The sequence below is a fragment of the Pseudomonas sp. 8AS genome, assembly GCF_902506505.1.
GTDB lineage: Bacteria > Pseudomonadota > Gammaproteobacteria > Pseudomonadales > Pseudomonadaceae > Aquipseudomonas.
The window spans coordinates 3,016,190-3,041,413 of the sequence record NZ_LR733406.1; the positions used below are offsets into that span (position 1 = coordinate 3,016,190).

General features: G+C 67.4%; 20 protein-coding genes and 4 pseudogenes. 13 read left to right on the plus strand and 11 right to left on the minus strand.

Features of this window, described 5'->3' with window-relative positions; all coding sequences use genetic code 11:
• Positions 1 to 178 precede the first annotated feature (178 nt).
• From GV001_RS20395 to GV001_RS14055, 3 genes and pseudogenes are all read left to right on the plus strand, one after another.
• A pseudogene (locus tag GV001_RS20395) lies at positions 179 to 1,246 on the plus strand (HAMP domain-containing protein); the annotation flags it as partial.
• 348 nt (positions 1,247 to 1,594) lie between these two features.
• Positions 1,595 to 2,104: pseudogene (locus tag GV001_RS20400) on the plus strand (methyl-accepting chemotaxis protein); the annotation flags it as partial.
• Between the two features lie 131 nt (positions 2,105 to 2,235).
• Positions 2,236 to 2,832, plus strand: a complete 597-nt coding sequence (locus GV001_RS14055) for an NADPH-dependent FMN reductase (protein ID WP_160080863.1) — start codon at positions 2,236 to 2,238, stop codon at positions 2,830 to 2,832.
• A gap of 77 nt (positions 2,833 to 2,909) precedes the next feature.
• Here the strand turns inward: GV001_RS14055 and GV001_RS14060 are convergent, their stop codons facing one another.
• From GV001_RS14060 to GV001_RS14075, 4 genes are read right to left on the minus strand one after another with little or no spacing between them, the layout of a single operon-like run.
• Positions 2,910 to 4,232, minus strand: a complete 1,323-nt coding sequence (locus GV001_RS14060) for a sensor histidine kinase (protein ID WP_160080865.1) — start codon at positions 4,230 to 4,232, stop codon at positions 2,910 to 2,912.
• Entirely contained in the window at positions 4,229 to 4,897 is a 669-nt protein-coding gene (locus GV001_RS14065; RefSeq protein ID WP_160080866.1) for a response regulator transcription factor, read from the minus strand. The genes GV001_RS14060 and GV001_RS14065 overlap by 4 nt, the downstream gene beginning before the upstream one ends.
• Positions 4,897 to 5,211, minus strand: a complete 315-nt coding sequence (locus tag GV001_RS14070; protein ID WP_160080867.1) for a PepSY domain-containing protein — start codon at positions 5,209 to 5,211, stop codon at positions 4,897 to 4,899. The genes GV001_RS14065 and GV001_RS14070 overlap by 1 nt, the downstream gene beginning before the upstream one ends.
• Complete coding sequence (locus tag GV001_RS14075) at positions 5,211 to 5,516, minus strand: PepSY domain-containing protein (protein WP_160080868.1); 306 nt, start codon at positions 5,514 to 5,516, stop codon at positions 5,211 to 5,213. The genes GV001_RS14070 and GV001_RS14075 overlap by 1 nt, the downstream gene beginning before the upstream one ends.
• A 186-nt stretch (positions 5,517 to 5,702) precedes the next feature.
• Here GV001_RS14075 and GV001_RS14080 point away from each other — a divergent pair, with 186 nt between their 5' ends.
• The 5 genes and pseudogenes from GV001_RS14080 (at position 5,703) to lpdA (ending at position 10,201) form a co-directional block, all read left to right on the plus strand.
• A complete protein-coding gene (locus GV001_RS14080) occupies positions 5,703 to 6,782 on the plus strand; it encodes a patatin-like phospholipase family protein (protein ID WP_160080869.1) in 1,080 nt (359 codons plus the stop codon).
• 22 nt (positions 6,783 to 6,804) lie between these two features.
• Complete coding sequence (locus GV001_RS14085) at positions 6,805 to 7,176, plus strand: DUF5329 domain-containing protein (RefSeq protein ID WP_160080870.1); 372 nt, start codon at positions 6,805 to 6,807, stop codon at positions 7,174 to 7,176.
• Positions 7,177 to 7,263: 87 nt separating this feature from the next.
• The gene (gene queD / locus GV001_RS14090) at positions 7,264 to 7,620 is read left to right on the plus strand and encodes a 6-carboxytetrahydropterin synthase QueD (RefSeq protein ID WP_160080871.1); all 357 of its coding nucleotides are present in this window, start codon (positions 7,264 to 7,266) and stop codon (positions 7,618 to 7,620) included.
• A 237-nt stretch (positions 7,621 to 7,857) separates the two neighbouring features.
• Positions 7,858 to 8,790: pseudogene (locus GV001_RS14095) on the plus strand (dihydrolipoamide acetyltransferase family protein); the annotation flags it as partial.
• Positions 8,791 to 8,794: 4 nt separating this feature from the next.
• Positions 8,795 to 10,201, plus strand: a complete 1,407-nt coding sequence (gene lpdA, locus GV001_RS14100) for a dihydrolipoyl dehydrogenase (RefSeq protein WP_160080872.1) — start codon at positions 8,795 to 8,797, stop codon at positions 10,199 to 10,201.
• 81 nt (positions 10,202 to 10,282) lie between these two features.
• Here lpdA and GV001_RS14105 read toward each other — a convergent pair whose 3' ends face one another.
• A complete protein-coding gene (locus GV001_RS14105) occupies positions 10,283 to 10,810 on the minus strand; it encodes a DUF3087 domain-containing protein (RefSeq protein WP_160080873.1) in 528 nt (175 codons plus the stop codon).
• Positions 10,811 to 11,109: 299 nt separating this feature from the next.
• On the opposite strand from GV001_RS14105, the gene GV001_RS14110 reads away from it, so the two are divergent.
• Positions 11,110 to 11,409 carry a DUF3303 domain-containing protein gene (locus tag GV001_RS14110; RefSeq protein ID WP_160080874.1) on the plus strand — a complete coding sequence of 100 codons (300 nt, stop codon included), beginning with the start codon at positions 11,110 to 11,112 and terminating at the stop codon, positions 11,407 to 11,409.
• 162 nt (positions 11,410 to 11,571) lie between these two features.
• On the opposite strand, the gene GV001_RS14115 is transcribed toward GV001_RS14110, so the two are convergent.
• Entirely contained in the window at positions 11,572 to 12,348 is a 777-nt protein-coding gene (locus tag GV001_RS14115) for an ABC transporter substrate-binding protein (RefSeq protein WP_256664926.1), read from the minus strand.
• Between the two features lie 182 nt (positions 12,349 to 12,530).
• Positions 12,531 to 16,586 (minus strand): ATP-dependent RNA helicase HrpA, encoded by a 4,056-nt coding sequence (gene hrpA, locus GV001_RS14120; protein ID WP_160080878.1) that lies wholly within the window; start codon positions 16,584 to 16,586, stop codon positions 12,531 to 12,533.
• A 743-nt stretch (positions 16,587 to 17,329) separates the two neighbouring features.
• Between hrpA and GV001_RS20405 the strand changes: the two are divergent.
• Positions 17,330 to 17,491: pseudogene (locus GV001_RS20405) on the plus strand (HAMP domain-containing protein); the annotation flags it as partial.
• A gap of 114 nt (positions 17,492 to 17,605) precedes the next feature.
• A complete protein-coding gene (locus GV001_RS20410; protein WP_372238589.1) occupies positions 17,606 to 18,361 on the plus strand; it encodes a methyl-accepting chemotaxis protein in 756 nt (251 codons plus the stop codon).
• A gap of 40 nt (positions 18,362 to 18,401) precedes the next feature.
• Here GV001_RS20410 and GV001_RS14130 read toward each other — a convergent pair whose 3' ends face one another.
• The 3 genes from GV001_RS14130 to ybaK form a co-directional block, all read right to left on the minus strand.
• Positions 18,402 to 19,184 (minus strand): ABC transporter substrate-binding protein, encoded by a 783-nt coding sequence (locus tag GV001_RS14130; RefSeq protein ID WP_160080882.1) that lies wholly within the window; start codon positions 19,182 to 19,184, stop codon positions 18,402 to 18,404.
• Between the two features lie 47 nt (positions 19,185 to 19,231).
• Complete coding sequence (gene glpK / locus GV001_RS14135) at positions 19,232 to 20,719, minus strand: glycerol kinase GlpK (RefSeq protein WP_160080884.1); 1,488 nt, start codon at positions 20,717 to 20,719, stop codon at positions 19,232 to 19,234.
• Positions 20,720 to 20,798: 79 nt separating this feature from the next.
• On the minus strand, positions 20,799 to 21,269 hold the full coding sequence (ybaK, locus tag GV001_RS14140; protein WP_160080886.1) for a Cys-tRNA(Pro) deacylase: 471 nt from the start codon (positions 21,267 to 21,269) through the stop codon (positions 20,799 to 20,801).
• 180 nt (positions 21,270 to 21,449) lie between these two features.
• On the opposite strand from ybaK, the gene GV001_RS14145 reads away from it, so the two are divergent.
• The gene (locus GV001_RS14145) at positions 21,450 to 22,208 is read left to right on the plus strand and encodes a DeoR/GlpR family DNA-binding transcription regulator (RefSeq protein WP_160080888.1); all 759 of its coding nucleotides are present in this window, start codon (positions 21,450 to 21,452) and stop codon (positions 22,206 to 22,208) included.
• A 187-nt stretch (positions 22,209 to 22,395) separates the two neighbouring features.
• Positions 22,396 to 23,931 carry a glycerol-3-phosphate dehydrogenase gene (glpD, locus tag GV001_RS14150; protein WP_160083377.1) on the plus strand — a complete coding sequence of 512 codons (1,536 nt, stop codon included), beginning with the start codon at positions 22,396 to 22,398 and terminating at the stop codon, positions 23,929 to 23,931.
• A gap of 130 nt (positions 23,932 to 24,061) precedes the next feature.
• Here glpD and GV001_RS14155 read toward each other — a convergent pair whose 3' ends face one another.
• Complete coding sequence (locus tag GV001_RS14155; protein ID WP_160080890.1) at positions 24,062 to 25,084, minus strand: alpha/beta fold hydrolase; 1,023 nt, start codon at positions 25,082 to 25,084, stop codon at positions 24,062 to 24,064.
• Between the last annotated feature and the right edge of the window lie 140 nt (positions 25,085 to 25,224).

Below are 25,224 nucleotides of genomic sequence, written 5' to 3' on the forward strand. Positions count from 1 at the left end.
GCTCGCCGGCCTCTGCCTGCTGGCCATCGTGACGCTGCTGGTCGGCGCCTCGCTGTTCCAGTCCACGCGCAGCGCCGAGCTGGTCAAGGCGTCCAGCAGCCGGATGCTGGACGAGTCGGCGCGCCTGCGCATGGCCGCCCGCGGCGAGCTGCAAGGCATCCGCATCCAGCGCTACTTCATGGACGCCTACCAGTACGGCAAGGGCTTCTCGCGCCAGGTGCTGTTCCTCAAGGACCAGGCGGAAAAACGCTTTCTGGATGCCTTCGATCTGCGTGAAGACCTGACCCGCCAAGTGCGCACCGCCCTGGAGGCCAACCCCGACCTGCTCGGCCTCTATGTTGTGTTCGAGGCCAACGCCCTGGATGGCAAAGACGAGCTGTTCGCCAGTCAGGCCGAACTGGGCAGCAATGACAGCGGCCGCTTCGCCCTCTACTGGTCGCAGAGCACGCCCGGCACCCTGGAATCCGAGGCCTTGAGCGAGGAAATGCTCAACGACACCACCGCCGGCCCCAGCGGCACGCCCTACAACGCCTGGTACACCTGCCCGCGCGACGGCCGCAGGGCCTGCGTGCTCGACCCCTATTACGACGAGATCAACGGCCAGCAGGTGCTGATGACCAGCATCGCCTTCCCCCTCGAACAGAACGGCAAGGTGATCGGCGTGCTCGGCGTGGACATCAGCCTGGCCAGCCTGCAGCAGCTCAGCGCCAAGGCCAGCCAGGAGCTGTACGACGGCCAGGGCCAGGTCAGCATCATCAGCCCGGCGGGCCTGCTCGCCGGCCACAGCCGCGACGCGGGCATGCTCGGCAAGCCCGTGGCCAGCGGCTACCCCGAGCATGGCAGCGAGCTCAAGCGCATGGTCGACAGCGGCAAGGCCCAGTACAGCGAACAGGGCAGCATGCTGCGCGTGCTCGAACCGCTGCTGCCGATCCCGCAGAGCAAGCCCTGGGGCGTGCTGCTCGAAGTGCCGATGGACACCCTGCTCGGCCCGGCCCATGAGCTGGAAAAACAGCTGGACGCACAGCGTACCGGCGACACCCTGATGTCCCTGGTCCTGGCCCTGATCGCCATCCTGCTCGGCGCGCTGCTGATGTGGCTGACCGCCCGCGGCGTGACCCGGCCGATTCTCCAGGTGGCCGCCATGCTGCAGAACATCGCCAGCGGCGAAGGTGACCTGACCCGCCGCCTCGACTACGCCAAGGCCGACGAGCTGGGCACCCTGGCCGGCTGGTTCAACCGCTTCCTCGACAAGCTGCAGCCGGTGATCGCCGACGTCAAACACAGCGTGCAGGACGCCCGCCACACCGCCGACCAGTCCGCCGCCATCGCCAGCCAGACCAGCGCCGGCATGCAGCAGCAGTTCCGCGAAGTCGACCAGGTGGCCACCGCCTCCCAGGAGATGAGCGCCACCGCCCATGACGTCGCCAACAGCGCCTCGCAGGCCGCCGACGCCGCCCGCGGCGCCGATGCGGCCACCCGCGAGGGGCTGGCGGTGATCGACCGCACCACCCTGTCCATCGAGCAGTTGGCCGGCGAACTGAGCGCGGCCATGCAGGAAGTCGAAGGCCTGGCCAGCAGCAGCGAACAGATCGGTTCGGTGCTGGAGGTGATCCGCGCAATTGCCGAGCAGACCAACCTGCTGGCGCTCAACGCCGCCATCGAGGCCGCGCGCGCCGGCGAGGCCGGGCGCGGCTTCGCCGTGGTGGCCGACGAGGTACGCAACCTGGCCAAGCGCACCCAGGACTCGGTGGAGGAAATCCGCCAGGTGATCGAGGGCCTGCAACACGGCACCCGCGAGGTGGTCGGCTCCATGCACAGCAGCCACAAGCAGGCCCAGGGCAGCGTCGAGCAGGTCGAACAGGCGGTCGGCGCGCTGCGCCGCATCGGTGACGCGGTGAGCGTGATCAGCGACATGAACCTGCAGATCGCCAGCGCCGCCGAAGAACAGAGCGCGGTGGCCGAGGAGATCAACCGCAACGTGGCGAGCATCCGCGATGTCACCGAGACCCTCTCCGGCCAGGCCGAGGAATCGGCCCGGGTCAGCCAGTCGCTGAACAGCCTGGCCAACCATCAGCAAGGCCTGATGGACCAGTTCCGCGTCTGATCGCCAGACCCTGGCGCCGCAATGGCGCCAGGTTGACGCCTACCGTCCCTGCGCCTGGCGCCGAGGCCCTTGCCCCGGCGTAGGGCGCCCGCTAGCCTCTGCCGCCACCTTCCCCTGCCGAGATCCACCGCATGCTGAATATCGTTCTGCTCGCCGGCTCCAGCCGCACTGACAGCCAATCCGCCAAGGTCGCCCGTTACCTGGGGCAGCGCCTGATCGAACTGGGCCTGAGTAGCGAGGGCAGTACCGCCGTGCTCGACCTCGGCCGGCAGCCCCTGCCGCTCTGGCCGGCCGACGACAACGGCCCGTGGGCCGAGTACCAGCCGCTGCTGCAGGGCGCCGACGCCGTGGTGGTGATCGCCCCCGAGTGGAACGGCATGGCCGCGCCGGCGCTGAAGAACTTCTTCCTGTATGCCGGCAAGGCCGAGCTGGGGCACAAGCCGGGCCTACTGGTCGGGGTTTCCTCCGGCATCGGTGGCGCCTATCCGATCAGCGAACTGCGCGCCTCCAGCTACAAGAACTGCCGCCTCTGCTACCTGCCGGAACACCTGATCGTGCGCCATGTGGAGGCCGTACTGAACGAGGCGCAGCCCGCCAGCGAGGACGACCAGCGCCTGCGCAAGCGCATCGACTACGCCCTGGACATCCTCGCCAAGTACGCCCGGGCGCTGCAGCCGGTACGCGCCTCGATCGACCTCAACCAGGGCGCCTTCGCCAACGGCATGTAACAGGCGGCCATTGGCAGGGGCGGCAGCCGCGAAAGGACCTCGACAGCGGGGCCCCCTTCGCAGCTGCTGCTACGGTTTCAGCGAGCCTTGCGCTGTGGCAACTCGATGGCCACCCGCAGGCCGCCCCAGCGGCTGTCGTGCAGTTCGATGCTGCCGCCCCAGGCCTCGACGATATCGCGCACTATGCCCAAGCCCAAGCCGTGGCCGGCGACCTGCTCGTCCAGGCGCACGCCGCGCCCCAGCACCTCGCCGCGGCGGGTTTCGGCAATACCCGGCCCATCGTCGTCGACCTGCACGCTGTAGCCGCTCGCCGTCTCTGCCAGGCTCAGGCGCACGCGACTGGCGGCCCATTTGCAGGCGTTGTCCAGCAGGTTGCCCAGCAGTTCCAGCATGTCCTCGCGGTCCCAGGGCAGACGCAGACCGGCAGCGGCCTGCCAGTCCAGCTGCAAGCCGCGGTCATGGATCATCTGCAGGGTGCTCAGCAGGCCGGGCAGCTCCTGCGCACAATCGAAATGCGCGCCCGGCAATACCTCCCCGGCCAGGCGCGCGCGCCCCAGTTCGCGGGCCAGGCGCTGTTCGATCTGCGCCAGGTGTTCGAGCAGGCCGCTGCGCAGCTCGCGTTGAGCATCCAGCTCCGCGCGGTTTGCCAGGCTGACCAGCACCGCCAGCGGCGTCTTCAACGCATGGCCCAGGTTGCCCAGGGCATTGCGCGAGCGCCTGAGGGTGTCCTCGGTGTGGGCCAGCAGGTGGTTGACCTGGGTCACCAGGGGCTCCAACTCCTGCGGTACCGTACTGTCCAGCTCACTGCGCCGCCCCTGCTGCAACTGGGCAATCTGCTGGCGCACCTGCTCCAGCGGGCGCAATGCGCTGCGTACCGTATAGCGCTGCGCCAGCAGGATCAGCAGCAGGGCGGCGGTGCCCAGACCCAGGCCGATCCACTGGATCCGCCGGAAGCTCTGCAGGATCGGCGTGTAATCCTGCGCCACGACTATGGCGAACCGCTCGCCGTGGCGCTGGTAATCGGCGCGAAAGCGCAGCAGCTGCTGGCCACGCGGGCCCTCGCCCAGGCCCGGTTGCAGCCCTGGCCTGGCGGCCTGGTCGAGCTGGCGATCCCACAGCGAGCGAGAGCGCCAGGTCTTGTCGGCGAAATCGATACGGAAATACAGCCCGGAAAAGGGCCGCTGATAGGCCGAGGTCAGACGCCGCTCGTCCAGTTGCAGACCCTGCGGGCCCCGCACGATGGCAATCAGCAAAGCCTCGGCCTCATCGCGCAGGCCCGCTTCCAGATAGCCGCGCAGGCTGTGATCGAACAGCCACAAGCTGGTCTGCGCCAGCGCCAGGCCCACGACCAACAGGGCTCCGGCCAGACCGAAACTGAGGCGACGCTGGATCGACTTCACCCGGTCACTCCGGTGAAACGGTAACCCTGGCCGCGGCGGGTTTCGATCACTTCGCGGCCGAGCTTGCCGCGCAGGCGATTGACGTGTACCTCGAGCACATTCGAATCGCGCTCGGTCTCGCCATCGTACAGGTGCTCGGCCAGATGGCTCTTCGACAGTATCTGCCCGGGGTGCAGCATGAAGTAGCGCAGCAGGCGGAACTCGGCCGCGGTCAGCTCGATCTCTTCACCAGCGCGTGTCGCGCACTGGCGCCCTTCGTCCAGCTGCAAGCCGGCGGCTTCCAGCTGCGGCTGGTTGGCCAGGCCGTGGGCACGACGCAGCAAGGCCTGGATGCGCAGGGCCAGTTCTTCCGGGTGAAAGGGCTTGGTCAGGTAGTCGTCGGCTCCGGCCTTGAGGCCGTCGATGCGCTCGGCCCAGGAACCACGAGCGGTGAGGATCAGCACCGGGGTACTCAGGCCCGAGTTGCGCCACTCGCGCAACACCTCCAGGCCGGGTTTGCCCGGCAGGCCCAGGTCGAGAATGATCAGGTCGTAGGGTTCGCTGGCGCCCTGGTAGACCGCATCGCGGCCGTCGGCCAGCCAGTCCACCGCGTAGCCCTGGCGCCCCAGGTCGGCGATCAGCTCGTCGGCCAGCGGCACATGATCCTCAACCAGCAACAGGCGCATCAGTCCTCCACCTCGTCCTTCAGGATGCGTCCATTGCTAGCATCCAGTTCCAATTCACGCACCGTGCCATCGACCGTCAGCAACTCGACCTCGTAGACCCGCACTTCATCCTCCTCTTCCAGCTCGGCTTCCAGCAAGGTGGCCCCGGGATAGCGCTCCAGGGCCGGCTGCATCAGCTGCTCCAGGGGCAGGATCGCACCGCTCTCGCGCAGGCGCAGCGCCTCGTCATGGTCCAGGTCGCGCGCCTGCACCTGCAGAGCCAGTACGGCGAGGACCAGGGCGACGATGCCGCTATAACGTGCCACGAACTTCATCAGTCATCCCGCTGATCTTGCAGCACCTCGCCGGTGCTGGCATCCAGGTCCAGGTCCCACTGCACGCCCTGGGCATCACGCAGCTCGACCTGATAGATATAGCGGCCATGTTCCTGTTCCAGCTCGGTATCCTCGACAGTCGCGCCCGGGTGCTTGGCCATGGCCGCGGCATTGAGCTTTTCGAAAGACTGGATGGTACCCGCATCGCGCAGCTTCAGGGCCTCATCCGGGCCCAGATCGCGAGCCTGGGCAATGCCGGCAGTGGTCAGGGCGGTAACGGCAAACAGGGCAGTCAACTTGTTCATGGTTGTTCTCCTTGGGGAAAGGCTATCGGCTTATTACGAGAGCCAAGATACCCAGGCCGACTTAATTCAAGCTGAATTTACCCGGCCCCCAGCACATGCGCGATGAGCGCATCATTCACGGGCTGAACCTGCTTGGCCTGGCAAGACGGCGCACTATAATCGCTGGCTTGCCCCATGGAGCCCCGTATGAGCAGCATCCAGATCAAGTCCCCCGCCCTCAGCCTGCGTGCCGGCAAGCGCGCACTCGCACGTATTCGCGAGCGCGGTCTGCAGCCGGCGGATGTCGGCATTCTGCCCGGCGCGGCAGGCGGTCCGAAAGGCCTGGGCATCCAGGGCCTGGACCTGGCGTTGTTCGGTGACTGGCTGCCGCGCACCCCGCGGGAACGCGCGCTGATCGGTGCCTCGATCGGCTCCTGGCGCTTCGCCAGCGCCTGCCTGCCGGATGCCAGCGCGGGTATCCGCCGCCTCGGCGAGCTGTATACCAGCCAGCGCTTCGCCAAGGGCGTGAGCATGGCCGAGGTCTCGCGCAGCTGCGTGCAACTGCTCGATGACCTGCTCGAAGGGCAGGATGCTGCCATTCTGGACAACCCGCTGTATCGTCTGAATATCGTGGTGGTCAAGAGCCACGGGCTGATGCAGCACGATCACAAAGCCAAGCTGGGCCTGGGCCTGTCTTCGGTCATCGGCAATAACCTGCTGGCCCGCCAGCGCCTGTCCCGCCACTTCGACCGGGTCATTCTCCACGACGCGCGCCAGGCACCACCGCTGGCGAAGCTGAACGACTTCCGCTCGCATTTTCATGCGCTCGACGGCCGCAATCTGCGCCATGCACTGCTGGCTTCGGGGTCCATCCCCATGGTGATGGAGGCCATCCGCGAGATCCCGGGCCTGGAGCCTGGCGCCTACCGCGATGGCGGCCTGCTCGACTATCACCTGGATCTACCCTATGCCAGTGACGGCGTGGTGCTCTACCCACACTTCACCGACAAGGTCATTCCCGGCTGGTTCGATAAGAGCCTACCCTGGCGCCGCGGCAACCCCGAACAGCTGCAGGATGTGCTGCTGCTCTCCCCTTCACGGGAATACCTGGCAGCGCTGCCGCATGGCAAACTGCCAGACCGCAGCGACTTTAAACGCTTCCTCGGCGACGATGCCGGACGTGAACGCTACTGGCGCCAGGCTATGGCCGAGAGCGAAAGACTCGGCGACGAGTTTCTCGAGCTGGCCGACAGCGGCCGTCTGGCTGACCGGCTCCAACCGCTCTAACCCCAGACAAAGGACTGTACCCATGACACCCCGCAAAACTCTGTGGCTTGCCTGTGCAAGCCTGTGCTTGCTGAGCAATGCCGAAGCCGCCCTCAACGCGCAGGGCCAGCAGGAAGTCGATGGTCTGCTCCGCTTCGTCGAGAGCAGTGGCTGCAACTTCATCCGCAACGGCAGCGAGCACAGCCCCAAGGATGCGCGCGCCCATCTGCAGAAAAAACTCGATTACCTGAATGACAAGGATCTGCTCGACTCGGCAGAAGACTTCATAGCCCGTGGCGCCACGGAGAGTAGCTTCAGCGGCACGCCCTATCAGGTCAGCTGCCACGGTCAGAAACAGGGCTCTGCCGAATGGCTCAAGGCCGAACTGCAACGCCTGCGCCAGAACCAGCGCTGACTGTGGGGCCAAGCGCAGAGTGAGCTGTTAAACTGGCCACCTGCTTTGGCCGCCCCTCGCGGCCACCCCTGCGAAGAGCGTCAGATCTTGGAACTGTTCAAAGAATTCATTTTCGAATCCGCCCACCGTTTGCCGCATGTGCCGCAAGGCCACAAGTGCGGCCGCCTGCATGGCCATTCATTCCGCGCCGCCATCTATATCGAAGGCGAAGTGGATCCTTACACCGGCTGGATTCGCGACTTCTCGGAGATCAAGGCCATCTTCAAGCCTATTTACGAGCAGCTCGACCACAACTACCTGAACGACATTCCAGGCCTGGAAAACCCCACCAGCGAAAACCTCGCCAAGTGGATCTGGCAACAACTCAAACCGCTGTTGCCGGAGCTCTCACGCATCTGCATCAAGGAAACCTGTACCAGCGGCTGCGAATACCGCGGGGACTGAGCAAGCCTGGAAATGCAAAAGCCACCTGCGGGTGGCTTTTTTGTGCGCATGGATTGGTTAAAGCGCTACCGCACCCTCACTCCACAACAGCACGTTTTTCTTAAATTTCTGCGGCACAAAGACAAACCCCCGACCATCTTACGATGATCGGGGGTTTGGGATAGGAGCTTGACGATGACCTACTCTCACATGGGGAAGCCCCACACTACCATCGGCGATGCGTCGTTTCACTACTGAGTTCGGCCGCCGCGCCCCGCCGCCAGTCCGCCGCCCGCCCCGAGCGTGCGCCGCGAACCGGGCGAGAAGCCGCTGGCCTCGCCGGCCGTGCGCCAGCGCGCCCGCGAGCTGGGCATCGAATTGCAGTACGTCAGCGGCAGCGGGCCGATCGGGCAGATCCGCCATGAAGACCTCGACGCCTACCTGACCCGCGGCCAAACCGGCGCGCCCCGCGCCAGCGGCTATGCCGCGCGCCACGACGAGCAGGCCATCCCGGTGATCGGCCTGCGCCGCAAGATCGCGCAGAAGATGGCCGAGGCCAAGCGGCGCATCCCGCATTTCAGCTACGTCGAGGAAATCGACGTGACCGACCTGGAGGCCCTGCGCATCCACCTGAATGGCAAACATGCTCAGCAGCGCGGCAAGCTGACCCTGCTGCCATTGCTGATCCGCGCCCTGGTGGTGGCGCTGCGCGAGCATCCGCAGCTCAACGCCCGCTATGACGACGAGGCCGCAGTGGTCACCCGCTACGGCGCGGTGCACGTGGGCATCGCCACCCAGAGCGACAACGGCCTGATGGTGCCGGTGCTGCGCCACGCCGAGTCCCGCGACCTGTGGGGCAACGCCGCGGAAATCACCCGCCTGGCCGAGGCCGCGCGCAGCGGCAAGGCCCAGCGCGACGAGCTGTCCGGCTCGACCATCACCCTGAGCAGCCTCGGCGCCCTGGGCGGCATCGTCAGCACGCCAGTGATCAACGCGCCGGAAGTGGCCATAGTCGGGGTCAACCGCATGGTCGAACGGCCCGTGGTAATCAACGGCCAGATCGTGGTGCGCAAGATGATGAACCTGTCCTCTTCCTTCGATCACCGGGTGGTCGACGGCATGGACGCGGCCGCCTTTATCCAGTCGGTGCGCGGCCTGCTCGAACACCCTGCCAGCCTGTTCCTGGAGTGAGCCCGTGAAGCACAACCAGACCCTCGAAACCACCCTGCTGATCATCGGCGGCGGCCCCGGCGGCTACGTCGCCGCCATCCGCGCCGGCCAGCTGGGCATCCGTACCGTGCTGGTGGAAGGCGCCGCCCTCGGCGGCACCTGCCTGAACATCGGCTGCATCCCGTCCAAGGCGCTGATCCATGCCGCCGAGGAATTCCTCAAGGCGCGCGAATTCGCCGGCCATTCGGCGCTTGGCATCAGCGTGCAGGCACCGAGCATCGACATCCAGCGCACCGTGGCCTGGAAGGACGGCATAGTCGACCGCCTCACCACTGGCGTCGGCGCGCTGCTGAAGAAGCACGGCGTCACCGTCGTGCAGGGCTGGGCGCAGATCGTCGACGGCAAGACGGTGGCAGTCGATCTCCCCGACGGCAACAGTCAGCAGATCCATTGCCAGCACATGCTGCTGGCCGCCGGCTCGAAGTCGGTGGAACTGCCGTTCCTGCCGCTGGGCGACAACGTCATCTCCTCCACCGAGGCCCTGGCGCCGAAGGCTCTGCCCCAGCGCCTGGTGGTGGTCGGCGGCGGCTATATCGGCCTGGAGCTGGGCACCGCCTACCGCAAACTGGGCGTCGAGGTGACGGTGGTGGAAGCGCAGCCGCGAATCCTGCCGAGCTACGACGAGGAGCTGACCAGGCCCGTCGCGGCCGCGCTGCGCAAGCTGGGCGTGGAACTGTACCTGGGCCACAGCGTGCTGGGTCTGGAACCCGGCGGCCACGGCCTGCGCGTGCGCGACGAGCAGGGCGCGCAGCGGGTGATCGAGGCCGACCAGGTATTGGTCGCCGTCGGCCGCCAGCCCAACACGGCCGGCTGGAACCTGGAAAGCCTGGGCCTGGACATGAACGGCCGTGCGCTGAAGATCGACGAGCAGTGCCGTACCTCGATGCGCAACGTCTGGGCCATCGGCGATATCGCTGGCGAACCGATGCTAGCGCATCGCGCCATGGCCCAGGGCGAGATGGTCGCGGAAATCATTGCCGGTTTACGCCGCGCCTTCACCCCCACGGCGATCCCGGCGGTGTGCTTCACCGACCCGGAAGTGGTGGTGGTCGGCCAGTCGCCGGACCAGGCCAAGGCCGCCGGACTGGACTGCATCGTGGCCAGCTTCCCCTTCGCCGCCAACGGCCGCGCCATGACCCTGGAGTCCAGCGACGGCTTCGTGCGCGTGGTGGCGCGCCGCGACAACCACCTGATCCTCGGCTGGCAGGCGGTGGGCAAGGCGGTCTCGGAGCTGTCCACCGCCTTCGTCCAGTCGATCGAGATGGGCGCGCGCCTGGAAGACATCGCCGGCACCATCCACGCCCACCCGACCCTCGGCGAAGCGGTGCAGGAAGCGGCGCTAAGGGCGCTGGGGCACGCGTTGCATATCTAAGAAGTCGGCCGGCCTGGCCGGCCCCGTAGGGTGCGCCGCGTGGGTCCCTGGTGCGCGCGGCGCACCCTACGAAACCGTGCTTTACCGACCCGCCTGCTTGACCGCCGCCAGCCAGGCCGGATCGAGGCGGTTCTGTTCCAGATCCAGCCCCTGCACCTGCATCGCCTCGCGGTGTGCGTCGATCTCGCGCACCATCTGGCTGATCTCGCTGGTGTTGCCGTCCAGCTGGTGCATCTGGGTCACACCCAGATGGTAGAAACGCAGCAGCTTCATCGCTGCCGGATCGCCGGCCGCCACTCCGGTTTCGACGTGGTGCATGAGGTTGGTGATGCGCATCAGGTTTCGCTTGAGCTGCCAGCCATACACCGCCGGCGCCATCCACGGCAGCGACCACAGTTTGAAACGCACCAGGGCGATGGTCAGCCCCAGCCCGAGCAGTACCCCGATCAGGTTCCAGCGGAAATTGTCGCCGCCGGCCGTGCCGAACAGCTGCACCAGCGTGGCGGACAGCAGCAGGGCCAAACCCACGAAGGTGGCGGCGATCACCAGAGTGATGCGCCGGGTTTGCCGGCGGTAGTCTTCGGGGTTGTGCGGTTTGATCTCGAACATGAGGAAGGTGCAGCTCCGGGGCAAATGGGGGACAGGCCACGCATTATCACCCGTAACGTCCGCGCAGATGCGGAGCGGTTATGCGCAGTGCGCGGACTGCCCGCCTGACGTGATCAAACCACCCACGATATCGCCAAAGCGTCGCGCCCTATCGCCACTCGTTTCTAGCCCTCGCCCGAGGCTGGCCAAGGCCTGGCTTATAGTTTTTGAGTGGGTCGTCTCGCCTTCTGCCCACGGCGGATCGCCTGCGATCCGAACCGAACATCGAGTTCCTTCCACTATCGTTTCAGGAGGTGCGTATGTTGTTCGCCGTCAGCTACAAGACTCGGGGCACCCTCACCGAGGATACCGCTGGCCGCTCCCTCAAGTTGTTCGCCAACTGGGCGCCGCCTGCCGGTTACGTGTTCAAGGCCCACTACACCAACGCCGATGGCAATGGCGGCCTGGCTTTGGTCGAGATCGACTCGGCCGCTGCCGCGCTGGAAGTGCACAGCGCCTGGACGCCGTTCTTCGAATTCACCACGGTGCCCATCCTCGAGATCGAACAAGCCATGCAGATTCACGCCAAGACCAGCAGTTGGCGGGCATCGGTGAAATAGCCGCGAACGGGACGCCAGCCTGCTTGCACGGCCGCATTCCTGCGCTGCGCGAGGGAGTGCGGCCTTTACCCAACGCCCTTCAAACAGAAAGCGGAAGGCCCTGCTCGCCGGTTGCCAAGAACGGCAAGGCGGCGCCTCCGGGCTGGTGCCCACAGCGCCGGTTCACTCGGCCAGATAGTGCTGCACGATCCGTGCGTAACTGCCATCCGCCACCAGCTGTTCCAGGGCGACGCCATAGCGCCGAACGAAATCCGGGCCGGTGGTTGCCTTGCTGAAGGCCACCTCGGCGGCCTCGCTGGAAACCACCACGGCCGTCGCCTTGATCCGCTCGTCGAGGCCCAGCTGGTGGATCTCGTAGCCACCGCTGTGCTCATCGGCGATCAGGCCGTCGATGCGGCGCCGCTCGAGCATTCGCCAGAGGTTGTGGCGGCTGGCGTTGAACGACACCCGCGACGCGAAAGCCTCCCGACTCATCAACTGCTGATAGTCATCACCGTAGGCCACGTTGATCTGCGCGCCGAGGCGAAACGGTGTGTCCTGCAGTTCGAGCAGATGGCTGACCGGCCAGCGCGCCAGGGCGTCCCGGTGCATGAACAGGATATTGCGCGAAGGCGGCAGCACCTTGCCGGAAAAGTGGGCGTAGACCTCGCGCTCGGGCTTGCGGAAGGCGCCGGCCAGCACATCCAGACGCCCCTGCTCCAGCGCCTTGAGCGCCCGCGCCCAGGGCAGCTTGACCAGGCGGGTCTGGCATCCCAGGCGCGCCAATGCTGCGCGGTTGATGTCGACATAGATACCGGCGACCTCGCCACTGGGCAGTTGCATGCTGAATGGCGGGTCGTCATCCCAGCGCAGGGTCTTCTCACAGGCCAGCACTGCGCCGGGCAGGAGCGTCAGCAGGAGGAGAAAGACTTTCGAATAGCTGCTGTGCAACTGGGACAAGGCTCCTGCAACGGCTTTATTCAAGATCATCTCTCACGGCCGGCTCGGCGGGCTTTGCCTGAGTCTAGAGACAGAGCCCGGTGCCCGAGCAGATTTTCCGCAAACGCTGCACCACCGGGGTAGGAAAGCTGACAAACGACAGTGACCATGCCCTCCCCGGTAAAGAGCAGGCATGGCCGGCATCAGGCTTCCACGCTGCCCCACTGCTTGCTCAGGCGCTTGTCCGACACCGCCATCCTGGTGCCCAGTTGCTGGGCGAACAGCGACACGCGGTACTCCTCCAGCATCCAGCGATACAGCGTCAGGTTGGCGTCGCGCTTGCCTTCCTGGCCGTGCTTGCCCAGGCGCGCCTGGTACTGTTCCCAGTAGCCGGCCAGTTCGCCGGCCCAGACGCGGTCGCGCTGCACCTGGCCGGCGATCTTGTCCAGGCGCTGTTCGATGGCCTTGAGGTAGCGCGGCACTTCCTTGAGCCATTCGCCCGGGGTTTCGCGGACGAAACCGGGATAGACCAGGTTGGCCAGCTGCGCCTTGATGTCGTTCAGGGCCATGGCCTGGGCCAGGTCGATCTTGCCCTTGAAGCGCTTCTGCAGGCCGTGCCACAGCTTGAGGATGTCCAGGGTCAGCCTGGCCAGGCGCTCGGCGTGGTCGGCCCAGGCGCCGCGCTTGTGCTCGGCCAGGGCTGCCAGCGCCGCGCCATCGCGCGGCAGGCTCGCCTCGCCGTCGAGGATGCAGCTGTCCAGACTGGCCAGCAGGATGTCCTCGACCAGCGCCTCGACGCGGCCCAGGTCGCGGTAGAGCAGGCCCAGCTCGGTCATCCCCGGCAGCTTGCTGCGCAGGAACTTGGCCGGTTCGTTGAGCTGTTGCAGCAGCAGGCGCTGCAGGGCGCGGCGATGCTGGTAATCGGCTTCGGCCGGGGTCGGGAAGCGCCCTTCCTTGACCACCCCACCCTCTTCCACCAGGGCCGGGAACACGGTCATCGAGAGCCCGGCGATCTTCTGCTGGGTCTTCTCGGCGACTTCGGCGAACGCCTTGGCCTGCACCGGCTGCTGCGCCTTGTCGCTCTGCGGAATGGCCAGGGCAGCCTGGCTGGCTTCGGCGAAGCGCGAGCACAGCTCGGCCAGGTCGCGCCCCTCGCCGAGGAACTTGCCGCGGGCGTCGACCACTTCCAGGTTCATCTTCAGGTGGCTGTCGACCTGCGTGGCGGCCTCGGCCCAGGCTTCCTCGGAAACCCGCGCCCCGGTCATGCGCGTCAGTTCGCGGCCGAGGTTTTCAGCCAGACTGCCCTGGGCGAAGGTGAGCTTGCTCAGCGCGGCGCCGACGAAGTCCGGCACCGGCACGAAGTTCTTGCGCAGGGCCTTGGGCAGGTTGCGCACCAGGGCGATGGCCTTGGCTTCCAGCAGGCCGGGCACCAGCCACTCCAAACGTTCGGCCGGCAGTTGCGGCAGCAGCGGCGCCGGCACGCGCAGGGTCACGCCGTCGCGCGGGTGGTTGGGCTCGAAGTGGTAGCTCAGCGGCAGTTGCAGCTCGCCGATTTGCAGGATGTCCGGATACTGGGCAGCGGTGACTTCCTTGGCATCGCGGGCCAGCACGTCCTCCTCGCGCATGATCAGCAGCTGCGGGTTCTTCGCGCTCTCGCTCTTGTACCAGTGCTCGAAGGTGGCGGCCTGGTTGATCTCGGCCGGGATGCGCGCCTCGTAGTAGGCGAACAGGGTTTCCTCGTCGGCCAGGATGTCGCGCCGGCGCGCCTTGGCTTCCAGCTCGTCGAGTTTTTCCAGCAGCACGCGGTTGGCGTCCAGGCACTTGGCGCGGCTGTTGATTTCGCCACGCACCAGGCCCTCGCGGATGAACAACTCGCGCGAGGCGATCGGGTCGACCGGGCCGTAGTGCACCGGGCGGCGGCCGACGACGATCAGGCCGTACAGGGTGACCTGCTCGAAGGCCACCACCTGGCCGCGCTTCTTCTCCCAGTGCGGCTCGAAGTGGTTCTTCTTGATCAGGTGGCCGGCCAGCGGCTCGATCCAGTCCGGCTCGATCTTGGCCACCTGGCGGGCGAACAGCTTGGTGGTTTCCACCAGTTCGGCGGCCATCACCCAGGTCGGCTTCTTGCGCCCGATCACCGACGAGGGATGAATCCAGAAGCGTCGCTGCCGCGCGCCAAGGTAGTCGCCGTCCTCGGTCTTCTGGCCGATCTGGCTGAGCAGGCCGGACAGGATCGCCTTGTGCACGGCGGCGTAGCTCTTGGCGCGCTGCGCCGCCTCGCCGGCCTCGGCCTGCTCGCGGACGATGACATTGACCCTGGTGTCCTTGGTCGGGCTTGGCGCGCTTTTGTGGGAGGGGCCTTGGCCGCGACTGGCGGCTTGCGGGCCCGCATCGCGGCTGAAGCCGCTCCCACCCGGTGCTTGCAGCTGCAGTTCGCGGGCGATCAGCACCAGCTGGCGGTGGGCATCGCGCCATTCGCGCAGGCGCATGTAGTTGAGGAAGTTCTTCTTGCACCAGTTGCGCAGCGGGTTGCTGCCCAGCTCCTGGCGCTTCTCCTCGAAGCCGCGCCACAGGTTGATCAGGGCGGCGAAGTCGGAGTCGACGTCCTTCCACTGGGCATGGGCCTGGTCGGCGGCCTGCTGGCGGTCCATCGGCCGCTCGCGCGGGTCCTGCACGGACAGGGCCGAGGCGACGATGAGGATCTCCTCCAGACTGCCGAGCCTGGCCGCCTCCAGCACCATGCGGCCCAGGCGCGGGTCGATGGGCAGGCGGGCCAGCTGGCGGCCCAGCGGGGTCAGCTGGCCCTCGCGGTTGACTGCCGACAGCTCCTGCAACAGGTTGAAGCCGTCGCTGATGGCCTTGCCATCCGGCGGCTCGATAAAGGGGAAATCCTCGATGCTGCCCAGGCGCAGATGGAGCATCTGCAGGATCACTGCGGCCAGGTTGGTGCGCAGGATTTCCGGATCGGTGAAGGCCGGGCGGCCGAGGAAATCCTCCTCGCTGTACAGGCGAATGCAGATGCCCGGTTCGACCCGGCCGCAGCGGCCCTTGCGCTGGTTGGCGCTGGCCTGGGACACGGCCTCGATGGGCAGGCGCTGGACCTTGGCGCGGTAGCTGTAGCGGCTGATGCGCGCGGTGCCGCTGTCGATCACGTAGCGGATGCCCGGCACGGTCAGCGAGGTCTCGGCGACGTTGGTAGCCAGCACGATCTTGCGCCCGCTCATGGGCGCGAAGATCTTCTGCTGCTCGGCCGGAGTCAGCCGCGCGTACAGCGGCAGCACCTCGGTGAAGCGCAGGTTGGCCTTGCGCAGCGCCTCGGCGGCGTCGCGGATCTCGCGCTCGCCGGGGAGGAAGATCAGCACATCGCCGGGGCGCTTGCCCTCAGCCTTCTCATGGGCGGCGATCTCGTCCAGCGCGGCGAGGATGCCCTGATCCACCGTGAGGTCGTCAAGCAGGCTCTCGCCCTCCTCGTCCACCTCCGCCGCCAACGGGCGATACCAGGTATCCACCGGGTAGGTGCGGCCGGACACCTCGATGATCGGCGCGTCACCGAAATGTTTGCTGAAGCGCTCCAGGTCGATGGTCGCCGAGGTGATGATCAGCTTGAGGTCCGGGCGGCGCGGCAACAGGGTCTTCAGGTAGCCGAGCAGGAAGTCGATGTTGAGGCTGCGTTCATGGGCCTCGTCGACGATGAGGGTGTCGTACTTTTCCAGGTAGCGGTCGTGCTGGGTCTCGGCCAGCAGGATGCCGTCGGTCATCAGCTTGATCAGGCTGCTGTCCTTGCTCTGGTCCTCGAAGCGCACCTGGTAGCCGACCAGTTCGCCCAGCGGCGTGCCGATCTCCTCGGCCACCCGGGTGGCGACGCTGCGCGCAGCCAGGCGGCGCGGCTGGGTGTGGCCAATCAGGCCGTGCACGCCACGGCCGATCTCCAGGCAGATCTTCGGCAGCTGGGTGGTCTTGCCCGAGCCGGTCTCGCCGGCGATCACCAGCACCTGGTGCTTGGCCAGGGCGGCCTTGATCTCGTCGCGCTTGGCCGCGATCGGCAAGGCGTCGTCGTAGCGGATCGCCGGAATGCTGCGCTTGCGCGCCTCGACCTTGGCCACGGAGGCCTGGAAGCGCTCCAGCCACTGCGCCTGCTTGGCCTCGTCCGGCTTCTTCTGCAGTTCCTGCAGCTGGCGGCGCAGGCGATGGCGGTCGGCCAGCAGGGCCTGGTCGAGGTTGTTCAGCAGTTGATTGAAAGCGGGCGTTGCATCGGTCATGGCGGGGACTTGTCGGAGAACAGCAGGGTTGCCGACGGCACGCGGATTGGCAGGCGACGGCAGCGGCAATAGAGGCCGGCGATTGTCGCAGATTGCCCCACTGCTCGGGAAACCCGGTTCTCGTTGCCCACGGCAAGCGAATGACGGCTGGACGAGGCTAAAGATCGGCGGCCTCGATCCGCTACAGTGAGTAGCGCAGCCTCGCCACAACCTTGACGGGCATCAACCGCACGCGTGCCGCACTGCGGCAGAGTATGGCCAAATGCCAGTCAGCTACCCACAAGAAGTCGAATATGGGCAAATGGATTCGTAATCTCTCGCTGAAATACAAGTTCTGGGCGGTCAATCAGGTGGCCTTCGTCACCACCCTGCTGCTGGTGCTGTTCGCCATGCAACAGGAACAGCAAGGCCTGGCCAATGCCGCCCGCGAGGCCGCCCAGGCGCGCGCCAGCCTGCTGGCCGCCTGGCCGCAGGACCAGCAGCTGCCGGGCGATGCCCAGGCGCTGCGCTTCGCCAGCGGCAGCCGGCCGAACCTGGCCGGGGTGGATGGCGCGGCGCTGGCCAACGGCCGCGGCTGGGTCGAGCTGGAGCACGATGGCCTGTGGGGCGACAGCCCGGTGATCGGCGCCTGGGTGCAGGATGCCGCGAGCGGCCAGCGCCTGGCCGTGCTGGCCCGTGCACCGAGCCTGCAGCAAGTGTTTCAACAGCGGGCCGGGGCCTATGCCCTGGCAGTGGCGGTGCTGATGCTGTTGCTGCTGGGCGCCTCGCAGCTGCTGATCCGCTTCATCCTCAGCCACCTGCACGCGCTCAAGGACACCATGCTGCACGTCGAGCGCAGCGGCGACCTGTCGGCCCGCGCGCCCAGCGACAGCCTGGACGAAGTGGGCCAGATGGCCAGTGCCTTCAACGCCATGCAGGGCGGCTACCAGCGCGTGGTCGCCACCGTGGCCCAGGCCGCGGCCAGCCTGGACGAAGGCGCCAAGCGCCTGGAAGCCAGCATGACCCAGGTGCGCAGCGGCATGCTCGGCCAGCAGAGCGAGACCGACCAGGCCGCCACGGCGATCAACGAGATGTCCGCCACCGTGCACCACATCGCCCAGCACGCCGCCGACACCCGCGACCAGTCCACCGAGGCGGACCGCCTCAGCGGCATCGGCCTGCAGGTGGTCGAGCGTGCCAGCAGCGCCATCGCCAACCTGTCCCAAGGCGTGCAGCAGACCGCCGAGATGATCCAGCAGCTGGCCGAGGACAGCCAGACCATCGGCGGCATGGTCAACGTGATCCACGGCATCGCCGAACAGACCAACCTGCTGGCGCTCAACGCCGCCATCGAAGCCGCCCGCGCCGGCGAGATGGGCCGTGGCTTCGCCGTGGTGGCCGACGAGGTGCGCAACCTGGCCAAGCGCGTGCAGGACTCCACCGACGAGATCACCCGCATGATCAGCAACCTGCAGGCCGGCAGCCGCGACGCCGTGGAGTTCATGCGCGAAAGCTCGCTGAAGGCCGACCACTGCGTGCAGGAAGCCGGTGCCGCCGGCGAGGCCCTGGGCAACATCGCCCAGGCCGTGGCGCTGATGCGCCAGAGCAACACGCAGATCGCCGTGGCCGCCGAGCAGCAGAGCCAGGTGGCCGAGGAAATGACCCGCTCGGTGGTCGGCATCCGCGACGTCACCGAGCAGACCGTGCAACAGACCCTGGCCTCGGCCAGCACCAGCGCCGAACTGGTCAACCTGGCCGAGGAACTGGGCAAGGCCGTGGGCAAGCTCAAGCTCTGAATGACCGAGGCGCCGGGGTATCTGGCGCGCACGGAGCCCCTTACGGCTGCCCCACCCCATAGGCATCGAGCAGGGCCTGCAGGCGGCCATTGGCCTTGTAGCGTTGCAGGCCCTGTTCGAAGAGTTCGACATAGCGCGCGCTGGCGGGCAGCGCCGGGGAAAAGGCCAGGTAGATCGGCATGTCCGGGGTGCGGCAACCAGCCTCGCGCAGCGTGCCGCGCTTGCCCTGGCGGGCCAGTGCGGCCTGCATCACCCAGCTGTTTTCCAGCACCACGTCCAGGCGCGCGCGTTCGAGCTTGGCCAGGTTCAGCTCCATCGCCTTGTCGCCCGCGGCGATCTGGATGCGCTGGCTGTCGCGGCGATGGCTGGCGATATAGCCATTCAATTCATCGCCGTAGCTGTAGTCGTTGATCACCCCCAGGCGCTGCTGCGCCAGGGAGGCGAGCCCGCTGAAGCGCCAGGTGGAGTCCGCGCGGGTAAAGAAGCAGTTGCGCGACAGCGCCACCGGCGTGGCGGTGAAGAGGAAGTCCGGGGCATCCTCGACCCCGGCGCCGATGGCCGCATTCAGCTCGCCGCGGCGCACCTCTTGCAGGACCCGCGCCCAGTTGAGCGCCCGGTATTCCACACCGATGCCGGCTTCGGCGAAGATCTCCTGCGCCAGCTCGACGAAGATGCCCGGCCGCGCCGAGCCCGGCGCGCAGTTGACCGGGCACCAGATGTCCGCCGCGATCACCAGGGTCTCGGCCCGCGTGCCACCTGCCAGGACGGCAAGCACCAGCAGGCACACGCCCTTCAGGGTCGACAGGCGGGTCAGCAACGGCATGCGGCTACTCACAATGCGGCAAGGGACTGCCGGCAGTTTTACCACCCTCAGCCTTCGCTGCGCACCCTTTTCACCGCGTCCAGCCAGCCGTGGTAGAGCCTGGCCCGGTGCTCGGCGGCCATGCGCGGTTCGAAGCGGCGCTGGCGGTGCCAGTGGCTGGCGATCTCCTCCAGGCTGCCATACAGCCCGGCCTGCAGACCGGCCAGGTAGGCTACGCCGAGGGCAGTGGTTTCGGTGACTTCCGGGCGCTCCACCGGCACGCCGAGGATATCGGCGAGGAACTGCATGACCCAGTTGTTGACCACCATGCCGCCGTCCACCCGCAGCGCGCCGGGCTCGACGGTGCCGTCCTGGCGCATGGCTTCGAGCAGGTCGCGGGTCTGGTAGCACACCGACTGCAGGCCGGCGGTGACGATTTCCTTGATCCCGGTGTCGCGGGTCAGGCCGAAGATCGCCCCGCGCGCCCTGGGGTCCCAGTACGGCGCGCCGAGGCCGGTGAAGGCCGGTACCAGATACACGCCGCAGGCATCGCCGGTCTGCTCGGCCAGCGCCTCGCTGTCGCGGGCATCGCTGATCAGCTTGATGCCGTCGCGCAGCCACTGCACGGCCGCGCCGGCGACGAAGATGCTGCCCTCCACGGCGTAGTTGACCTTGCCATTCAGGCGGTAAGCGACGGTGGTCAGCAGGCGGTTGCGCGACACCAGCGGCGTGCCGCCGGTGTTCTGGATCATGAAGCAGCCGGTGCCGTAGGTGCTCTTGACCATGCCGGGCTGGAAGCAGGCCTGGCCGATCAGCGCGGCCTGCTGGTCGCCGGCCATGCCCAGCACCGGGATCGGCGCGCCGAGCAGTTCGGGCGCGCAGGTGCCGAAGTCGGCGGCGCAATCGAGCACCTCCGGCAACAGGCTGCGCGGGATGCCGAACAGGGTCAGCAGCTCCTCGTCCCACTGCTGGCTGTGGATATTGAACAGCAGGGTGCGCGAGGCGTTGCTGGCGTCGGTCTTGTGCGAGCGACCATCGGTCAGGCGCCACAGCAGGAAGCAGTCCACCGTGCCGAAGCGCAGCTCGCCGCGCTCGGCGCGTTCGCGGGCGCCCGGCACGTTATCGAGGATCCAGCGCAGCTTGGTGGCGGAGAAATAGGGGTCGATCAGCAGGCCGGTCTTGGCCGCCACCCGCGCCTCGTGCCCGGCAGCCTTGAGCTCGGCGCAGTAGTCGGCGGTGCGCCGGTCCTGCCAGACGATGGCCGGGTGGATCGGCGTGCCCGTGGCGGCGTCCCAGACGATGGTGGTCTCGCGCTGGTTGGTGATGCCGATGGCGCGGACGTCCTGGGCCTGCAGGCCCTCCTGGGCCAGGGCCTCGCGGCAGACCTTGAGGGTAGTCAGCCAGATCTCCTCGGCGTCGTGCTCGACCCAGCCGTCCTTGGGGAAATACTGCTTGAACTCCTGCTGGGCGCGTGCCAGCGGCAGGCCCTGGGCACTGAAGACGATGGCGCGGGAGCTGGTGGTGCCCTGGTCGATGGCCAGCAGGTAGTGGGACATGCGTGCTTTCCTTGTTGTTATGGGTGGCGGCCGGCGGGCGATGCACCTTGGCCGAGGGTGCGCCATGCGCAGCGATGAACTATTCCCGGCCGATGGCGGCGAACTGCCCCTGGGTATGCTCGGCCAGTACTGCGGCGCTCAATTCCACTTCGAGCCCCCGGCGCCCGGCGCTGACATGGATGGTCGGATACTGGCGCGCCGATTCGTCGATAAAGGTGCGCAAACGCTTCTTCTGCCCCAGCGGGCTGATCCCGCCGACCAGGTAGCCGGTGGCCCGCTGCGCGGCCTGCGGGTCGGCCATGTCGGCCTTCTTCACCCCGGCGGCCTGGGCCAGGGCCTTGAGGTCGAGGCTGCCGGCCACCGGCACCACCGCCACCAGCAGCTCGCCCTTCTCGCTGGCCGCGAGCAGGGTCTTGAACACCCGCGCCGGATCGAGGCCGAGCTTTTCCGCCGCCTCCAGGCCGTAGGACGGCGCCTTGGGGTCATGGGTGTAACTGTGCACCCGGTGCTCGGCCTTGGCCTTTTTCAGCAGATCGATGGCTGGAGTCATGTTCGAATGTGAAAATAGAATGACAATTTGCGCGTACCATAGCCGAAAAAAACTGCCTGGAGCAGTTTTTAACGTCGCCCCACGACGGCCCGCAGGGTGGCCGCCATGGATGGCAGGCCATAAAAGTTACCGGCCGGCAGCTCCCCGTTATACTGCGCCGTCGCCCAGAAAGGATCGCCCATGAGCCTCCCTCCCCGCCAGCAAAGCATTCTGGATCGTGCCCGCGAGCGTGGCTACGTGAGTATCGACGAACTGGCCCAGGCCTTCGCCGTCACCCCGCAGACCATCCGTCGCGACATCAACCAGCTGGCCGAGCAGGGCCTGCTGCGGCGCACCCACGGCGGTGCGGCAAGCGAGGCCTCGAGCATCCAGAACACCGCCTACGCCATGCGCGCCGGGCAGATGCGCGACGAGAAGCAGCGCATCGCCGAGGCCATCGCCGCGCAGATTCCCGACCACGCCTCGCTGTTCATCACCATCGGCACCACCACCGAGGCCATCGCCCGCGCCCTGCTCGGCCACAAGCACCTCAAGGTGATCACCAACAACCTGCACGTCGCCGCCCAGCTCAGCGCAAAGGCCGACTTCGAGGTGCTGGTGGCCGGCGGCACGGTGCGCGCCGACGGCGGCGTGGTCGGCCAGAGCGCGGTGGATTTCATCCAGCAGTTCAAGGTCGACTTCGCCTTGGTCGGCATCAGCGGCATCGACGAGGACGGCAGCCTGCTCGACTTCGACTACCAGGAAGTGCGGGTGTCCCAGGCCATCATCGACAACGCCCGCCAGGTGCTGCTGGCCGCCGACTCCAGCAAGTTCGGGCGCAACGCCGTGGTGCGTCTGGGCGCGCTGGGCCTGGTCGACCAGGTGTTCACCGACGCCCCGCCGCCGACCGCCATCGCCCGCCTGCTGGCCGAACAGAAGATCCAGCTGCATATCGTCTGAGTCCGGCACACCGCCGCAGCGCACTCCTTCGCCAACCCCGGCGCTACCTCCTGCCCGACGGAGCCAGCCACCCGGCCACCCGGCACAAAGTCCGCCCCGAGGCTGGCGCCGGCGACTTTCTTCGACTAGCATATTTTCGGAAACGAACATCTAATTGTTCACTTTAAAACTTTCCGGTGCCTTCGCCATGCCCAACAACCAGACCCAGCCCATCGCCGAAATCTACGACCTGGCCGTGGTCGGCGGCGGCATCAACGGCACCGGCATCGCCGCCGATGCCGCCGGGCGCGGGCTGGCAGTATTCCTCTGCGAACGCGACGACCTGGCCAGCCACACCTCCTCGGCCAGCAGCAAACTGATCCACGGCGGCCTGCGCTACCTCGAACACCATGAATTCCGCCTGGTGCGCGAGGCCCTGGCCGAGCGCGAAGTGCTGCTGGCCAAGGCGCCGCACATAGTCCGACCGCTGCGTTTCATCCTGCCGCACCGCCCGCACCTGCGCCCGGCCTGGATGATCCGCGCCGGTCTGTTCCTCTACGACCACCTGGGCAAGCGCGAGAAGCTGCCGGGCTCCCACGGCGTGCGTTTCGGCGCCGGCAGCCCGCTCAAGGCGCAGATCGGCCGCGGTTTCGAATACTCCGACTGCTGGGTCGACGACGCCCGCCTGGTGGTGCTCAACGCCATGGCCGCGCGCGAACACCAGGCGCATATCCACACCCGCACCCGCTGCGTCAGCGCCCGGCGCAGCAAGGGCCTGTGGCACCTGCACCTGGAACGCAGCGACGGCAGCCTGTTCTCCCTGCGCGCGCGCGCCCTGGTCAACGCCGCCGGCCCCTGGGTGGCGCGATTCATCCAGGATGACCTGAAACAGCAGTCGCCCTACGGCATCCGCCTGATCCAGGGCAGCCATATCGTCGTGCCGCGCATCCACGATCAGGAGCAAGCCTATATCCTGCAGAACGAGGACCAGCGCATCGTCTTCGTCATCCCCTGGCTGGAGCGCTTCAGCCTGATCGGCACCACCGACCGCGAATACCGCGGCGACCCGGCCCAGGTGCGGATCAGCGACGAGGAAACCGACTACCTGCTGCAGGTGGTCAACGCCCACTTCCGCAAGCAGCTGCAACGCAGCGATATCCTGCACAGCTTCTCCGGCGTGCGCCCGCTGTGCGACGACGAGTCCGACCAGCCTTCGGCCATCACCCGCGACTACACCCTGGCACTGTCCGGCACGCCGGGCGAGGCGCCGCTGCTGTCGGTGTTCGGCGGCAAGCTGACCACCTACCGCAAGCTGGCCGAAGCGGCCATGGCCCAGCTGGCGCCCTACTTTCCGCGCCTGCGCCCGGCCTGGACGGCTGGCGCGCCGCTGCCCGGCGGCGAGCAGATGGACAGCCGCGAGGCCCTGGTGGAACAGCTCTGCGCCCGTTGCGGCTGGCTGCCGGCGGAACTCGCCCGGCGCTGGGCCGGCACCTACGGCAGCCGCGCCTGGCGCATCGTCGAGGGGATCAAGCAGCAGAGCGAGCTGGGCGAGCATTTCGGCGCCGGCCTGTATGCCCGCGAAGTGGACTACCTGCGCCGGGAGGAATGGGCGATGGACGCCGAGGACATCCTCTGGCGCCGCACCAAGCTGGGCCTGTTCATGACCCCGAGCCAACAGGCCAAGCTGAAGAACTACCTGAGTACCTCACAGACTCCGCAGCCGACCAGCGCCAAAGCGCTCTAGCGTGGCGCACATGCCCTAGGGTGCGCCGCGCACCGATGCCTGCGCGGTGCACCTGGTGCGCACGGCGCACCCCACACGACAGCCACCTCGCGACAAGCAATAAGCCGCCTCAACCACGCCGATTCCGTGCTTACAGGCGCGGCACCACCTGCCCCGTAGCGCTCAGCTGCGCCAGCTGCTGCCCGTCCAGGCGATGGGCGCGCAGATGCGGCAACACCGCCGCCAGCAGCGGCTCCTTGAACGCCGGCTGGAAACGATGGGCCAGGCCGGGAATCAGCTTCAACTGGCTGCCGCGGATATGCGCCGCCACGTGCACGCCGTGCATCACCGGCAGCAGCGGATCGGCCGTGCCGTGCACCACCAGGGTCGGCACGCGCAGGCGGTTGAGCAGCTCGACCCGGCTCGGTTCGGCAAGAATGGCGAGGATCTGCCGCTGCACACCGGCCGGATTGAAGGCGCGGTCATAGGAGCGTGCCGCCTCGCGCCGCAGGCCCGCCAGGTTCGTATCGAGGCGCGGGCTGCCGAGGGCGGCGAGCAGGGCCGCCTGCTGGTTGATCGCCGCCGCGCGATCCGCCGCCTCGCGCTGGGCCAGCAGCTCCAGCAGCGCCGCCTGCGGCGCCGGCAGGCCGGGCGCGCCGGAGCTGGTCATCAGCAGGGTCAGGCTCTCCACCCGCTGCGGCGCCAGGTCGGCCATGTGCTGGGCGATCATCCCGCCCATGCTGGCGCCCAGCACATGGAAGCGCCGGATGCCCAGCGCATCCATCAGGCCCAGGCTGTCGCCGGCCATGTCGCGCAGGCTGTAGGGCGCGCTGACGCCCAGTCCCAGGCGATAGCTCAACAGGCCGTAGGCCAGGCTGGCGCTCGGCGGCTCGCCCAGCCAGGTGGACAGGCCGACATCGCGATTGTCGAAACGGATCACCCGGAAACCCTGGCCGCACAGGCGTGCCACCACCTCGTCCGGCCAGTGGATCAGCTGCCCGCCCAGCCCCATCAGCAGCAGCAGGGCCGGATCGCTGGCGCGGCCGATGCTCTGGTAGGCCAGGCGCACCTCGCCGACGCGGGCCATGGCTACCGGCGCCTGCACATCGCAACGGGAAGCCGCCCACGACGGCGCAGCGCAGAGGAACAAGAGAACCAACAGCCAGACACGCATAGCCAACACCAACACGCAGAACCCCAGTGAAGCGCGAGTGTGCGGACGTTTGTGGCAGCGTGCTGCCACACAACCGTGACAGTTTGATGAAGGCCGCCGAACGGTAGTGACTCGGCACAAGGAAACCCGTGACGCAGCAC